General features: G+C 69.8%; 14 protein-coding genes. 9 read left to right on the plus strand and 5 right to left on the minus strand.

Annotated elements, in window-relative coordinates:
• Together D7V97_RS29250 and D7V97_RS29255 are read left to right on the plus strand one after the other, a co-directional pair.
• Nucleotides 1-1,192 (plus strand): hypothetical protein (locus D7V97_RS29250; protein WP_120613922.1); only part of this gene is annotated, 1,192 nt, incomplete at its 5' end.
• A gap of 95 nt (nucleotides 1,193-1,287) precedes the next feature.
• Nucleotides 1,288-1,878 (plus strand): hypothetical protein, encoded by a 591-nt coding sequence (locus D7V97_RS29255; protein WP_120613923.1) that lies wholly within the window; start codon nucleotides 1,288-1,290, stop codon nucleotides 1,876-1,878.
• Nucleotides 1,879-1,924: 46 nt separating this feature from the next.
• On the opposite strand, the gene D7V97_RS29260 is transcribed toward D7V97_RS29255, so the two are convergent.
• Nucleotides 1,925-3,523, minus strand: coding sequence for a sigma 54-interacting transcriptional regulator (locus D7V97_RS29260; protein ID WP_233583296.1), 1,599 nt, complete (start codon nucleotides 3,521-3,523; stop codon nucleotides 1,925-1,927).
• 230 nt (nucleotides 3,524-3,753) lie between these two features.
• Here D7V97_RS29260 and D7V97_RS29265 point away from each other — a divergent pair, with 230 nt between their 5' ends.
• The 4 genes from D7V97_RS29265 to D7V97_RS29280 all read left to right on the plus strand — a co-directional run bounded on the left by D7V97_RS29265 (nucleotide 3,754) and on the right by D7V97_RS29280 (nucleotide 6,732).
• Nucleotides 3,754-4,308, plus strand: a complete 555-nt coding sequence (locus D7V97_RS29265) for a peroxiredoxin (RefSeq protein ID WP_120613925.1) — start codon at nucleotides 3,754-3,756, stop codon at nucleotides 4,306-4,308.
• Nucleotides 4,309-4,314: 6 nt separating this feature from the next.
• The gene (locus D7V97_RS29270) at nucleotides 4,315-4,842 is read left to right on the plus strand and encodes a carboxymuconolactone decarboxylase family protein (RefSeq protein WP_120613926.1); all 528 of its coding nucleotides are present in this window, start codon (nucleotides 4,315-4,317) and stop codon (nucleotides 4,840-4,842) included.
• 98 nt (nucleotides 4,843-4,940) lie between these two features.
• On the plus strand, nucleotides 4,941-5,423 hold the full coding sequence (gene dps, locus D7V97_RS29275) for a DNA starvation/stationary phase protection protein Dps (RefSeq protein WP_120613927.1): 483 nt from the start codon (nucleotides 4,941-4,943) through the stop codon (nucleotides 5,421-5,423).
• Between the two features lie 40 nt (nucleotides 5,424-5,463).
• Entirely contained in the window at nucleotides 5,464-6,732 is a 1,269-nt protein-coding gene (locus D7V97_RS29280; protein ID WP_120613934.1) for a pyridoxal phosphate-dependent aminotransferase, read from the plus strand.
• A gap of 21 nt (nucleotides 6,733-6,753) precedes the next feature.
• Here D7V97_RS29280 and D7V97_RS29285 read toward each other — a convergent pair whose 3' ends face one another.
• Nucleotides 6,754-7,443: an SIMPL domain-containing protein gene (locus D7V97_RS29285; protein ID WP_120613928.1), complete on the minus strand. Its 690-nt coding sequence runs from the start codon at nucleotides 7,441-7,443 to the stop codon at nucleotides 6,754-6,756.
• An 80-nt stretch (nucleotides 7,444-7,523) separates the two neighbouring features.
• Between D7V97_RS29285 and D7V97_RS29290 the strand changes: the two genes are divergently transcribed.
• The 3 genes from D7V97_RS29290 (at nucleotide 7,524) to D7V97_RS29300 (ending at nucleotide 10,206) form a co-directional block, all read left to right on the plus strand.
• Nucleotides 7,524-8,771 carry an MFS transporter gene (locus D7V97_RS29290; protein WP_120613929.1) on the plus strand — a complete coding sequence of 416 codons (1,248 nt, stop codon included), beginning with the start codon at nucleotides 7,524-7,526 and terminating at the stop codon, nucleotides 8,769-8,771.
• Nucleotides 8,772-8,908: 137 nt separating this feature from the next.
• Nucleotides 8,909-9,685: a hypothetical protein gene (locus D7V97_RS29295; RefSeq protein ID WP_120613930.1), complete on the plus strand. Its 777-nt coding sequence runs from the start codon at nucleotides 8,909-8,911 to the stop codon at nucleotides 9,683-9,685.
• A 161-nt stretch (nucleotides 9,686-9,846) separates the two neighbouring features.
• The gene (locus D7V97_RS29300) at nucleotides 9,847-10,206 is read left to right on the plus strand and encodes a GFA family protein (RefSeq protein ID WP_120613931.1); all 360 of its coding nucleotides are present in this window, start codon (nucleotides 9,847-9,849) and stop codon (nucleotides 10,204-10,206) included.
• Nucleotides 10,207-10,231: 25 nt separating this feature from the next.
• On the opposite strand, the gene D7V97_RS29305 is transcribed toward D7V97_RS29300, so the two are convergent.
• From D7V97_RS29305 to D7V97_RS29315, 3 genes are all read right to left on the minus strand, one after another.
• A complete protein-coding gene (locus tag D7V97_RS29305; protein WP_120613935.1) occupies nucleotides 10,232-10,915 on the minus strand; it encodes a DNA-3-methyladenine glycosylase in 684 nt (227 codons plus the stop codon).
• A 56-nt stretch (nucleotides 10,916-10,971) separates the two neighbouring features.
• On the minus strand, nucleotides 10,972-11,460 hold the full coding sequence (locus D7V97_RS29310; protein ID WP_120613932.1) for a hemerythrin domain-containing protein: 489 nt from the start codon (nucleotides 11,458-11,460) through the stop codon (nucleotides 10,972-10,974).
• A 76-nt stretch (nucleotides 11,461-11,536) separates the two neighbouring features.
• A complete protein-coding gene (locus tag D7V97_RS29315; RefSeq protein WP_120613933.1) occupies nucleotides 11,537-13,051 on the minus strand; it encodes an FAD-dependent oxidoreductase in 1,515 nt (504 codons plus the stop codon).
• Between the last annotated feature and the right edge of the window lie 151 nt (nucleotides 13,052-13,202).

Genomic DNA, 13,202 nt, shown 5'->3' on the forward strand with positions numbered 1-13,202 from the left:
CCAGGGGAGCGGCCCGCGCCCCACCCCGGGCACCTACCCCACCGCCGCGGACGTAGCGAAGATCTCCGCGATGACGGACCCGGTGGAGCGCAACCTGGCCATCACCCAGGGCTACCACGACCTGTCCGACGCGATGGGGACCCTGCTGGGCAAGGAGAACGCCAACTGGTCCACCTTCGCCACCTGGGCCTCGAAGCAGGCCGGCTCGAGCATCCGCCAGGAGGACATGCCCAAGCTGTTCGTGGACGCCCTCAAGGGCGGCGGCGTCGTGGGCGAGGCCATGTCCAGGGTGGACGACGTGCTTCGCAAGCTGGGCCTGCCCACCCTGCCCCTGGGCGACATCGCCAAGGCGGGCTCGGACGCGCTCAACAACGTCAGCAAGGCCATCGCGGACGGCAACCAGTTCGTCTTCAAGGAGGTGGGCCACGAGTTCGCCCGCTTCGTGGAGACCTTCCAGGGTGACACCCAGCTCGACCCGGCCAAGCTCCAGAAGTACCTGGACGGCTTCGCCCAGGACAAGCCGCTCCTGAAGGCGGCCTTCGGCGACTACGCGCAGGCCATGTTCGAGAAGGACCCGAACAAGAAGGCCGAGCTGATGCTGAGGGCCAACGACACCGTGGGCCTGCACGAGCAGACCCAGCTCCAGTCCTACGTGGAGAAGGCGCTCAACTCGCCGGTGAAGGACGTCTTCCGCAACATCCTCGACAAGACCATCGAGGCGGGCGCCAACGCGCTGCCCTTCCCCGCCAACCTCGCCGCCAAGGCCGCCATCAAGTCGGGCGTCGTGGACCTCGCAGTCAACCCGCTGGTGGACAAGCTGGCGGGCGTGTTCCGCGGCATCGCCACCGAGCACATGATGAAGCTCGCGGTCCCCGGCGGCGCGCTGAAGCTGGGCAATGATCTGCCGCCGCCCCCGGGCATGGAGAAGACGCTCTTCCCGCCGCACCTGGGCACGATTGAAGACCCCAAGCTGCGCGAGCTGCTCGGCCGCCTGGACTCGTCGCCCGACAGCCTCAAGGGCACGGCGGCGAAGGACTGGAGCAAGCTGGATCAGCGGATGAACTACATCGTGGACCTCTTCCGCACGCGCCAGTCGGATCCGCACCTCTTCGACCAGCCCTTCGGCAAGGAGGCCCACTACCCCGTGGCGCCCCCCGCGCCGAAGCAGGCCCCCGCACCCGCCGTGTCGTAGGCGGCGGGAGTACATGCAGGGGGAGTCCAGGCCCTTGAATGCGCGACGTGCTGCCCCGTCCATCAGGGCAGACACGCTCTTCAGGAGACTCCCTCATGGCGACGAAGTGGCTGCTGGCAACGATGGCGCTGTCCCTCCCGGTCCTGGCCCACGCAGGTGACTTCCGCAGGCCGTCCGAGCCGATGCAGGACCGGCAGGAGCTGCGTCAGGACGTCCGCGAGACCCGCGATGATCGCCACGACCTGCGGGAGGTGGAGTCGCTGCTCGCCCGGTACGATTCGGCCCGGGGGCGCTACGCGCGCCGCGACCTGATGCGGGTGGAGCAGGAGCTGCGCGACTACGTGGCCGCGGAGCTGAACGAGTCCCACCGCGAGCTGGCCCAGGACAAGCGCGAGGTGCGCTCCAGCACCCGCGAGGTGCGCTACGACGGCCACCGCCGCGACGACCGCCAGGACCGCCGCGACGACGTGCGCGACGCCCGCCAGGAGTCCCGCGCCCTGCGTGAGACGCGCTCCATCGCCCAGCAGTTGGAGAACCTCTACGGCCGCATGGACGGTGGCAGCGTCCAGCGCAAGCGCATGCTGATGGCGGACCTGGTCCAGCTGGCGCGCGCCGAACAGGCGCAGAACCGTCAGGAGGTTCGCGAGGACCGCCGCGAGGCCCGCGAGGACAGCCGTTGGTACTGAAGCCGCGGTGGACGGCGGGCAGGGGCCGCGAAGAAGGCCCCGCCCGTCACGCCTCCTCGGCCGTCGTGAAGCCCTCCACCCGCGCGATGCCCAGCTTCTTCATGCGGCTCTGCAACGTGGACGGCTTGAGCCCCAGCAGCGCCGCCGCTCCGCCCTCGCCGTAGACGCGGCCCCGGGTGAGCGTCAGCACCCGCAGGATGTGTTCGCGTTGCACCGCCGCCAGCGTCGCCACCGGCGTCCCGGCGGACAACGGCGCCGGAGCCTCCAGTGAAGGAGCCTGTGCGCTCGCGGGAGCACGCCCCACCGACAGGTCGAACGACTGCGCCGACAGCTCCTGGCCGCTCGTCAGGATGGTGGCGCGCTCCAACGCATTCGCCAGCTCGCGCAGGTTGCCCGGCCAGTCATACGCCGCCAGTCGCTCCAGCCCGGAAGGCGTCACCCGCATGCCGCGCCGGCCGATTCTCCGCGCCTGCTCCTCCAGGAGGAACACGGTGAGCTGCGGCAGGTCCTCGCGCCGCTCGCGCAGGGGCGGCAGCCGCAGCGGGAAGACGCTCAATCGGTAGAAGAGGTCCTCGCGGAAGCGCTTCTGCGCGATGGCCTGGTGCAGGTCCACGTGCGTGGCCGCGAGGATGCGTACGTCCGCCTTCACCGTCTTGTCGCTGCCCACCGGCTCGAAGGCCTTCTCCTGGAGCGCGCGCAGGAGCTTCGCCTGCAGCTCCACCGGCAGCTCGCCAATCTCATCCAGGAGCAGCGTGCCCCCGTTCGCCATCTGGAAGCGGCCCGCCCGGTCGCGGTTCGCCCCGGTGAAGGCGCCCTTCACGTGGCCGAACAGCTCGCTCTCCAGCAGGCCCGCCGGAATCGCCGCGCAGTTGAGCGACACGAAGGGCTGGTCCCCGCGCGAGCTCCAGCGGTGGATGGCCCGCGCCAGCCGCTCCTTGCCCGTGCCCGTCTCACCGGTGATCAGCACCGGCGTGTCCGTCTCCGCCACCTGCCGCGCGCGCCGGGACAGGTCGCGCATCACCGGGCTGAGCGACGACTCCAGGATGCCCTCCGAGTCCCCGCCCAGCTGCGACTCCAGGAGCTTCGCGTGCTCGTGGTCCTGGCGGTGCAGCCGCTCCGCCACGCCTCGCTGTTCGGCGCCCTGGAGCGCCGTGGCCAGCATCTGCCCGTACACCTCCACCAGGTCCACCACCGGCTGCGCGTACGCGACGCACTCCGCACGGTCCAGGGTCAGCACGCCGTAGCAGCGCTCCCCCGCGCACAGCGGCACCACCATGCACGAGTGCCCCGCGGGCAAATCCAGCACCCCGTCGAACGGGTCGCCATCCCCGTGCGCGTGGTCCTCTTCCGTGAACGCCCGCGCGCGGCGCGTCTCCAGCGCGTGACGCAAGGAAGGGAAGTCCGACAGCTTCAGCGAGTGGTGGCGAACCGCTTGATTGGCCAGGGGGCCGCGCGCCGCGACCGCCTCCAGCTTTCCCTCTTTCAGGAGGAAGAGCGTGGCCAGGTCGAAGGGCACCACGCGGGTCAGCCAGTCCAGTCCCCGACGGAGCAGCTCCCCCACCCCCTCTTCAGTGGTTGCCAGCTCGACCAGCTCCCGAGCATCCTGCGTCACTTCCGGGTGGCGCCCCATCAGTTCATCCGGCATGTGTAGGCGATAATAGCGACCCACCGAAATTGCAGTGGCGACAAGCACCGGGATTTCGTTATTCACCATCCCGGCAGCACCGACCGGCCGGTGCTGATGATGGGGTTCGAAGCAAACCCCTGGAATCACAGCGGACGAAGCACTGGCACGGTAGCTGCTATACCCCGTAGCAACCACAACCTCTGGGGTGGACCACGATGGCCCGCCCCCCATCCCAAGGAGTCGAATCCATGCTGACCGTCGGCGACAAGCTTCCGAACTTCAAGCTGAAGGGCACCGTGAGCCTGGAGAAGAACAAGGAGTTCCAGGACATCACGAACGATACCTACAAGGGCAAGTGGACGGTCCTGTTCGCGTGGCCGAAGGACTTCACGTTCATCTGCCCCACGGAGATCGCGGAGTTCGGCAAGCACAACAAGGACTTCAACGACCGCGACGCGGTGGTGCTGGGCCTCTCCACCGACAGCGAGTTCGTGCACCACGCGTGGCGCACGCACCACCCGGACCTGAAGAACCTGCCCTTCCCCATGCTGGCGGACATCAAGCGCGAGCTGTCCAGCGCGCTCGGCATCCTCCACAAGGAAGAGGGCGTGGCCCTGCGCGCCACGTTCATCGCGGACCCCGAGGGCATCATCCGCCACGTGTCCGTGAACGACCTGTCCGTGGGCCGCAACGTCAAGGAGACCGTCCGCACGCTGGACGCGCTCCAGACGGACGAGCTGTGCCCGTGCAACTGGCAGAAGGGTGAGGAGACGCTCACCACGAAGCTGCAGAAGGCGGGGTAACGGACCATGGCCTCGCTCGAAGTCGTCCGCAGCGAACTCGCGGACGCCCACAAGGACACCCGCCTCAACCTCTCCGCCGTCCTGGAGAGCACGTCCCTCACCCCCGAGCAGCGCTGGGGTGTGGCCGTGGCATGCGCCTTCGCCGCCCGGAACGACCGGCTGAAGGAGGCCATGCTGAACGAGGCGAAGACGGCGCTGGGTGAGAAGTCCGGTCCCGTCATCGAGGACGCGCGTGCGGCGGCTTCGCTGATGGCGATGAACAACGTCTTCTATCGGTTCCGTCACATGGTCGGGAAGGAGTCGTACGCGACCAAGCGGGCGGGACTGCGGATGAACCGGCTCGCGCAGGTGCTGACGAACAAGGTGGACTTCGAGCTGGTCTGCCTCGCCGTCAGCGCCATCAACGGCTGCGAGATGTGCATCCAGTCTCACGAGAAGGTCGTGCTGGATGGCGGCCTGACCGAGGACCACGTCCACGACGCGGTCCGCATCGCAAGCGTCATCCACGCGGCGGCGGTAGGCCTGGAGTCCTAGGGCCTGCTTCCGACTTGAAATGGCGCCTCGCGCCCTCCGGTGGAGACACCGGGGGGCGCTTTTTTTCCAACCCTCTTCCCAAGAAGGAGCGCTTCTCCATGGCCCTCTACAAGAGCCCCAGTCCCCTCTCCGAGCAGGCCCGCACGGCCATCAACGCCACCCTCAACGAGCGGTTGTCGGACGGGTTGGACCTGCACTCGCAGATCAAGGTCGCCCACTGGAACATCAAGGGCCCGCAGTTCGCCGCGCTGCACCCGCTGTTCGAGACGTTCGCGGTGAGCCTCGCCAACCACAACGACTCCATCGCGGAGCGCGCGGTGACGCTGGGCGGCCGGGCGTACGGCACCAGCCGCCACGTGGGCACGCACAGCCGCCTGCCCGAGTACCCGCAGGAGACGTCGCGCGACCTGGAGCACGTGAAGCTGCTGGCCGAGCGCATCGAGGTCTACCTGGCCGGCCTGCGCGACAGCCGCAAGCAGGTGGAGTCCCACCAGGACACGGACACGGTGGACCTGTTCACCGGCATCATCACCGAGTTCGAGAAGCACGCCTGGTTCCTGCGCGCGTCGCTGGAAGGCTGAAAGGCTGCACCGAAGCGGGGGGCGCGCTAGCGTGTCCCCCGTGAGTGAAAGCATCCCCCTGCACGCGTTTCGTACCGTGCCCCGCACGGGCGTCATCTTCGTCACCGCCGAGGCCACGCGCCGCGGCTACCGTCCCGGCGACCCCGAGTGGTGCAACCTGGGCCAGGGTCAGCCGGAGACGGGCGACCTGCCCGGCGCCCCGCCCCGCGTGGGCCAGGTGACGGTGGACATGGCGGACCAGGAGTACGCGCCCGTCGCGGGGCTGTGGGAGGTGCGCGAGGCCATCGCCAGCCTCTACAACCGCCTCTACCGCAAGGGCCTGCCCAGCCAGTACAGCGCGGAGAACGTGTGCCTGTCCGGCGGAGGCCGCGCGGCCCTCACCCGCGCCGCGGCGAGCCTGGGCAGCGTGAACCTGGGCCACTTCCTGCCCGACTACACCGCCTACGAGGAGCTGCTGGACGTCTTCAAGGCGTTCACCGCCATCCCCATCCTGCTGGAGGGCGAGCGCGGCTACGCCTTCACGCACGAGGACTTGCGCCGCGAGATTCAAGGGCGCGGCCTGTCCGCGCTGCTCTTCTCCAACCCGTGCAACCCCACCGGCAAGCTGGTGCAGGGAGACGAACTGGCGCGGTGGGTGGGCGTCGCGCGCGAGCTGGAGTGCTCGCTGCTCATCGACGAGTTCTATTCGCACTACATCTGGACGGGCCGCCCGGGCGTGCTGCCGGTGGAGAGCGCCGCCCGGTACGTGGAGGACGTGAACCGCGACCCGGTGGTGCTCTTCGACGGGCTCACCAAGAACTGGCGCTACCCGGGCTGGCGCATGACGTGGACGGTGGGGCCGAAGCAGGTCATCGACACGGTGTCGAGCGCGGGCAGCTTCCTGGACGGCGGCGGCAGCCGGCCCCTGCAGCGCGCGGCCATCCCGCTGCTCCAGGAGGACACGGTGGTGGCGGAGACGCGCGCCATCCACGCCACCTTCCGGGAGAAGCGGGACAGGTTCCACTCGCGGCTGGAGCGGCTGGGCATCCGCACGGACCGGGCGCCGGACGGGACGTTCTACGTCTGGGGCAACCTGTCCGGGCTGCCCGCGCCGCTCAACGACGGCATGGCCTTCTTCCGCGCCGCGCTGGAGCACAAGGTCATCACCGTGCCGGGTGAGTTCTTCGACGTGAACCCCGGCAAGCGCCGCGCGCGGGCCTCGCGCTTCCGCAGCTACGTGCGCCTGTCCTTCGGCCCATCGTGGGAGACGCTGGAGAAGGCGCTGCAACGGCTGGAGGCGCTCGTCCTCCAGCACACGCCCGCTCCCTGACGGACAGCGGCCCGGCCCCGGTCACGACTCCGGGGCTGGCGCCGTGCGGAACTCCGCCGTGGCCATCACGCGCACCCGCTTGCGGTGCGCCACGGTGAAGCCCATCGACGCGCGGCCCTTGCCGTAGGAGACGGCGGAGGACAGGGGCGTCACGTCCTCATTGCCGCCCCCGTAGCCGCCTCGGCCCGGGTTGAAGGGCAGCGACTCCGACGTGCGCTCGCTGAAGCGGTGCAGCCCCGCGAGCTTCACGCCCAGCCCCGCGGCCACCCGGCGCGCCTTCTTCACCGACTCCCCGGCCAGCGCCTCCATCCACTCCTGGCGCGCCGCCAGCTCCCGCGCGTAGCCCCACCGCAGCTCGCGCAGCGTCGCCTGCTTCACGGTGGTGCAGGCCGCGAGCACGTCCCCCACCCGCTCCAGCTGCTCCAGGCGGATGCGCACCGTGTAGGTCGCGGAGGAGGAGCGCGTGAGCAGCCCCTCGCTCGTCTCCGCCTGCACCGCCTGGAGCGTGAAGGCCGTCCGGGGCACGCCCAGGTCCTCCAGGCTTCGCACCAGCGCCGCCACCTCCTTCGCGTTGGTGAAGGCCGCGGCGCCGGTGAAGAACGCCGACGCCTTCACCTCCACCACCGCGTCCACGTGGTCCGCCTCCAGCTCGTGGTCGGCGGCCAGCTCCACGACGATGATCCCCGACTCGGTTCCAGCCTGCTCCGGCATGTGCCCCTCTTCGTCCAGTCCCCACGCGGTGGGAAGCCCGGGAGTATAGGCCCCCGCCTCGCCTATGCTCGGCCGCGACCATGCGACGCTTCCCGTCCCGGCTGTGGCTGTTGTGCGCGCTCTACTTCGTGCAGGGGCTGCCGTTCGGCTTCCAGGTCACGGCGCTGCCCGTCTACCTGCGCACGCGCGGCGTCTCGCTGGCCGCGCTGGGGTTCGCGGGCGCGCTGTCGCTGCCGTGGATGCTCAAGGCCCTGTGGGCCCCGCTGGTGGACCGCTACGGGTCCGAGCGCGTGGGCCGGCGCCGCTCGTGGATATTGCCCATGCAGGCGGGGCTCGCCGTGGCGTGTGCCTGCGCCGCGTTGGCCTCGGACCGGGACTCGCTGCCGCTGCTCCTGGGCCTCATCTTCGTGATGAACCTCTTCGCCGCCACTCAGGACATCGCGGTGGACGGCTTCGCGGTGGACCTGCTGCGTCCGGAGGAGCTGGGCCTGGGCAACACCGCGCAGGTCGTGGGCTACAAGCTGGGCATGCTCACCGGAGGCGGGCTGCTCGTCTGGGCCAGCTCACGCATCGGGTGGTCGGGCCTGTTCTGGGTGATGTCCGCGCTGTGCCTCGCGGTCTTCACGGTCGTCCTCTTCGTGCGCGAGCCGCCCCATCACGCGGAGCAAGGCCCCCCCGCGCCGAAGCTGGACTGGGCCGGGCTCTTCTCGCGCATCAAGGGCGTGCTCACCGTGCCGGGCACCGGGTGGCTGCTGCTCTTCATCGGCACGTACAAGCTGGGCGAGACGATGTCCGACGTCCTCTACAAGCCCTTCCTCGTGGACGCCGGCTACACGCCCGCGCAGATCGGCCTGTGGGTGGGCACGTGGGGCACCGCCGCGTCACTGCTCGGTTCCACCTGTGGCGGGTTGCTCGCCGCGCGGCTGCCCCTGCTGCGCGCGGTGGCCCTCACCGGCACGCTGCGGCTGATACCGCTCGCCGGCCGCTGGGTGCTCACGCAGGTGGGCGTCAACGACGCGGGCGTGCTGGGCGTCACCCTCACCGAGGAGTTCTTCGGCGGCGCGCTCACCACCGTGATGTTCGCCTTCATGATGTCGCGCACCGACCGCCGCATCGGCGCCACGCACTTCACGCTGCTGGCCAGCATGGAGGTCGCGGGCAAGGCGCCCGCCGGGCCGCTGGCGGGGGTGCTCGCGGATCCGAAGTTCGGTAACTGGGGCTACGCGAACGTGTTCCTGCTGGGCGTCGCGCTGTCCGCCGCGTTCCTCGGGCTGCTCGTGCCCCTGCGCCGCCGCGCCCCGGAGCCCACGCCGCAGTCCGTTGCGTGAAACCTTCCACGGAAGGAACGTCACAGGAACCTCACGCGGGGCATGTCAGCCGGCCGTGGTACTTGCCACGCCGTCGTCCGCATTCTCCCCCCTGAACGCGGGCCGGGCTTCCGGCGTCCGCGAACGAAGAGGTTCCCATGATGTCCCAGTCGATGAAGTCGCTCGTGGGCGGGCTCGTCCTGCTCACGACGCCGGCGGCGTTCGCCACGTCCACCACCAGCATCCCCGCCTTCGAGGCGAGCGTCACCACCGCGCGCGGCACCACCAGCCCGGGCGGCGCCACCATCATCCGCGCGGAGATCCGCACCGCGCTCAACGCGTTCCTCAACGACACCGGCGGCCCCACGGGCGTGGACAGCGCCGAGCGCACCTACCTCACCACCCGCCTCAACGACACGCCCTTCCAGCAGTCGCTGACGGGCACCGCGGCGAAGTACTTCGCGGACTTCTATGAGCTGAACGACGCGAACACGGTGGCCGCGCCCCTGTACCTGAGCCCCGTCGCCGGCACCGCCGCGTCGCTGTACGGCGCCACCGGCCCGCTGGCGAACTCGTCGCGGATCCAGGAGGGCTACATCGCCAACGGTGCGGGCGTCGCGAACCAGGCCACCCTGGGCTACGCGTTCAGCTCCTACTTCGGCCCGCAGAGCAGCATCTTCGAGCCCATCACGGTGAAGGAGCTCATCGAGCGGCTCAGCGGCACCACCGTCGCCGGCACCCCGTCCGTGGACGAGGTGGAGGGCGCCACGGCCTTCATCACCGCCATCTCCCGCAACAGCAACCGCCTCTATGTCACCGGCTGGAGCTGCCGTGGCTGCGGCGCGCCGGGCTGGACGGGCGGCTACGTCATCGCCGCGGTGAGCACCGACCGTCGCTTCGTGCGCATGGTCTCCGTGATGACGGCCTCTGACTGATCCGAAGTCCTGACGCACCGCCGCAAAGAGCGCTCCGGGGGCCGCGTGCTCCCGGAGTCGCTTGCAGTCCCCGCTGCCTCCATTCATTGATGCGCGCCACGGTCCGGCCAGGCGGAGCGCGCGCTCCGGCCCGGGCTTCACAACCTCTTGGAGGAAGAGTCATGGCGGAGATGAAGACGTACGCGGGTGCATGCCACTGTGGACAGGTCCGGTACGAGGCGCAGACGGACCTGGCGCAGGTCGTCAGCTGCAACTGTTCCATCTGTTCCAAGCGCGGCCTGCTGCTGACGTTCGTGTCGCCCGAGCAGTTCAAGCCCGTCGCTGGCGTGGACAGCCAGAAGCTCTACCAGTTCAACAAGAAGGTCATCGACCACCTGTTCTGCCCCACGTGCGGCGTGGAGTCCTACGGCACCGGCAAGGGCCCGGATGGCAAGCAGATGTACGCCGTCAACGTGCGCTGCCTGGACGGCGTGGACGTCTCCAAGCTCACGCCGATGCCGTTCAACGGCCGGGATTCGTAGCGCCTCGCGCTCAGGTGTCCTGGAGCTAGGACTCGGGCGGCGCGAACGTGCCCACGGGCAGGTCCGCCGCCCGCCACAGGTACCAGCTCACCACGGTGCGGAACGGGCGCCAGCGTTCACCGTACGCGAGGAGCGCCTTGGGCTTGGGCATCTCCTTCAGGCCCTGGGCGACCATGAAGCCCTTGCGCACGCCGTAGTCGTCCACGGGCAGGATGTCCGGCCGGCCCAGGCGGAAGATGAGCAGCATCTCCACCGTCCACGGGCCAATGCCCCGCACCTGGGTGATGTGCTCCACGAGGTCCGCGTCGGACATGCGCCGCACGCGGGCCAGCGGCGGCACCGTGCCGTCCACCGTCTTGCGCGCCAGGTCCTGCAACGCCAGCAGCTTGTTGGCGGACAGCCCCGCCTCGCGCAGCGTCGTGTCCGGGAGCGCCAGCAGCTTCTCCGGCGTGAAGCCCCGGCCCTGCCCCACGCGCTCGCACACGCGCCCGAAGATGGTCGCCGCTGCGCGGCCGTGGAGCTGCTGGTAGACGATGGAGTGCGCCAGCGCCTCGAAGGGGCTGTGCAGCGGCTGCCGCTCCATGCGGAAGGGGCCCACCGCCTTGAAGAGCGGGGCCAGCGCCGGGTCGGCGCGCAGGAGGGCACGCCGCACGGCCGGCGTGTACGCATCAGGGAGCTGCGGAAGGGACGGAGCGGGTGCGCGTGGCATGGACCGCATGCTGCCCGGCCCCGCGCCCCGCGCAACCCCGATTCCTTGCGCTGGAACTAGATGGGCGCGGCGCGCTCCGTCTCCTCGGGCACGTCCATGCGGGGCTCGCCCTCCATCAGGGTGTCGAACTCCTCCTCCATCTGGACGCCCAGGTCCTCCAGCTGCTCCTTGCTCAGGAGCTTGCGCGCGGACTTGAAGAGCTCCTTCTCCTCCTCCTCGACGTGGTGCTCCACGTTCTCCTGGAGGACCTTCATCTTGGCGTCGAACTCCTCGTCGGACGCCTCCAGGTCCAGCAGGTCCGCGATGAGGCGCTTGACGACGAGGTGCTCTTCCACCGCCTCGCGCAGCTCGTCCTCGGTGTCCTCCTTCTTGAGCGCCGGATAGAAGTACAGCTCTTCAATCTTCGCGTGCGCCCCGAGCCGGTCCGCCACCTGCTCGAAGAGTTCCTGGCGCTGCTCGTCGTCGTGATCCGCCAGCTTCTCGTACTTCTTGAACAGCTTGGACACCTCTTCATGCTGCTGCTTGAGGAGCTCCAGCGCGTGCATGTCGCCTCCGGGTACGATGTAGGTGCTGATAGATGGGGGTGGATCCGCGCGAAGGGAAGCCCACCCGCTCGCACTTTCACTTCACCGGCAATTTCCGCGACTCCAGGTCCTTCATCGCGGGGCCGTTGAGCACCCGGCCGGTGGGGCTGAAGCGGCCGCCGTGACACGGGCAGTCCCACGAGCGCTCCGCGTTGTTCCAGTGCACGTGGCAGCCCAGGTGCGTGCACACCGGGGACACCGCGTGCACGGTGCCGTCGTCCTCGCGGTAGACGGCCACCTTGCGGCCCTCCACTTCGAGAATCTTCCCCTCGCCCGGCGCGACGTCCGCCAGGTGGTGGCCGTCCGGTTTCGCCAGCCGGTCCGCGACGAAGCGGAAGGCCACGTCCGCGTTCTCCTGGAGGAAGTCCTTCGCGCCCGCCCTGGGCTTCACGCGGCCCGCGTCGTACAGCGCGGCGTAGGGGTTCTCGTTGCCGAGGATGAGGTCCGACAGCACCATGCCCGCCAGCGTCCCGAACGTCATGCCCGTGCCGGAGAAGCCCGTGGCCACGTACACGTGGCGACTGCCCACGTTGCGGCCGAGATAGGGCAATCCGTCCGCGGGCTCGATGACCTGGCCCGACCAGCGGTGGGTGATGTCCTTCACGGGCAGGTGCTTGCGCGTGTAGTCCTCCAGCGCGGCGAAGCACGAGGCCGTGTCCTCCTCCGCGCCGACCTTGTGGTCCTCGCCGCCCACGATGGCGTACGGCACGCCGCCCACCTGCTGCGTGCGGATGTAGTGATAGGGGTCGCGGCTGTCGTAGTACTGGCCCGGCTCCAGCGGCCCCGTCAGCGGGCCCGCCACCGCGTAGGTGCGGTAGGGGTAGAGCTTGGTGTGCATCGCCACGCGGTTGAGCGGCGTGGTGGTGGCCTCCACCACGGTCTGCGCGGTGACGGTGCCGTGCTCGGTGACGACGCGGCAGGGCGTGCCGTCGTACAGGTCCACGACCTGGGTGTTCTCGAAGACGTGGCAGCCATCCCCGGGGATGCGGTCCGCGAGCGCGAGCAGGTACTCGCGCGGATGGAACAGCGCCTGGTCCTCCACGCGCAGCGCGCCCTTCACGGGGAACGGCAGGGGCACGTCCTGGGTGAACGAGGCCAAGAGCCCCACCTGCCGCGCGGCGGACACCTCCAGCAGCAGCTCGCGCAGCTCGCGTTCGGTCTCCGCGTAGCGGAACCCCGGCACCCGCGTGAAGCCGCACGGGATGGAGTGCGACTCCACCAGCGACGCAATCTGTTCGATGGCGGCCCGCACGGAGGACGCGGCCAGGTGGGCGCCCTTGTCGCCGAAGTCCTGGAGCAGCGTGGTGTACGGCGTGTCCAGCAGCTCCGTGAGGTGCGCGGTGGTCTGCCCCGTCTGGCCGGAGAGCACGCGGTGCATCTCCAGCACCACCACCTTCTTGCCCGCGCGCTTGAGCAGCCAGGCCGTCGTCAGGCCCGCCATGCCGCCGCCGATGATGGCCACGTCCACGGCCAGGTCGCCGGGCAGGCGGGGGAAGTCCCGGGGCGGGGTCGTCACCGTCCAGAGGGATTTGTGGAGGCGCTCGTCAGTCATGGCTCAAGGCTAGGAATGGGCCCCTCGGGGCATAAGTCGGGCGGGCACCCACGGACCTGGAACCTGCCCGCCTGCCTGCCCAGCATGGGGTGTGCGCGACCCAACAGACGGGGGCCCCGGGTGTTGGCAAGTCAGGAGCCGGGGACGCGAG

It is taken from the genome of Corallococcus sp. CA053C (assembly GCF_003611675.1).
In the GTDB taxonomy this organism is placed as follows: domain Bacteria; phylum Myxococcota; class Myxococcia; order Myxococcales; family Myxococcaceae; genus Corallococcus.

What these genes read in the sequence shown, in the direction of transcription:
- D7V97_RS29290 (WP_120613929.1), top strand. Translation starts at nt 7,524, where the DNA reads ATGCGACGCTTCCCGTCCCGGCTGTGGCTGTTGTGCGCGCTCTACTTC.
- D7V97_RS29300 (WP_120613931.1), top strand. Translation starts at nt 9,847, where the DNA reads ATGGCGGAGATGAAGACGTACGCGGGTGCATGCCACTGTGGACAGGTC.
- D7V97_RS29315 (WP_120613933.1), bottom strand. Translation starts at nt 13,051, where the DNA reads ATGACTGACGAGCGCCTCCACAAATCCCTCTGGACGGTGACGACCCCG.
- D7V97_RS29285 (WP_120613928.1), bottom strand. Translation starts at nt 7,443, where the DNA reads ATGCCGGAGCAGGCTGGAACCGAGTCGGGGATCATCGTCGTGGAGCTG.
- D7V97_RS29305 (WP_120613935.1), bottom strand. Translation starts at nt 10,915, where the DNA reads ATGCCACGCGCACCCGCTCCGTCCCTTCCGCAGCTCCCTGATGCGTAC.
- D7V97_RS29265 (WP_120613925.1), top strand. Translation starts at nt 3,754, where the DNA reads ATGCTGACCGTCGGCGACAAGCTTCCGAACTTCAAGCTGAAGGGCACC.
- D7V97_RS29295 (WP_120613930.1), top strand. Translation starts at nt 8,909, where the DNA reads ATGATGTCCCAGTCGATGAAGTCGCTCGTGGGCGGGCTCGTCCTGCTC.
- D7V97_RS29260 (WP_233583296.1), bottom strand. Translation starts at nt 3,523, where the DNA reads ATGCCGGATGAACTGATGGGGCGCCACCCGGAAGTGACGCAGGATGCT.
- D7V97_RS29270 (WP_120613926.1), top strand. Translation starts at nt 4,315, where the DNA reads ATGGCCTCGCTCGAAGTCGTCCGCAGCGAACTCGCGGACGCCCACAAG.
- D7V97_RS29255 (WP_120613923.1), top strand. Translation starts at nt 1,288, where the DNA reads ATGGCGACGAAGTGGCTGCTGGCAACGATGGCGCTGTCCCTCCCGGTC.
- D7V97_RS29310 (WP_120613932.1), bottom strand. Translation starts at nt 11,460, where the DNA reads ATGCACGCGCTGGAGCTCCTCAAGCAGCAGCATGAAGAGGTGTCCAAG.
- dps (WP_120613927.1), top strand. Translation starts at nt 4,941, where the DNA reads ATGGCCCTCTACAAGAGCCCCAGTCCCCTCTCCGAGCAGGCCCGCACG.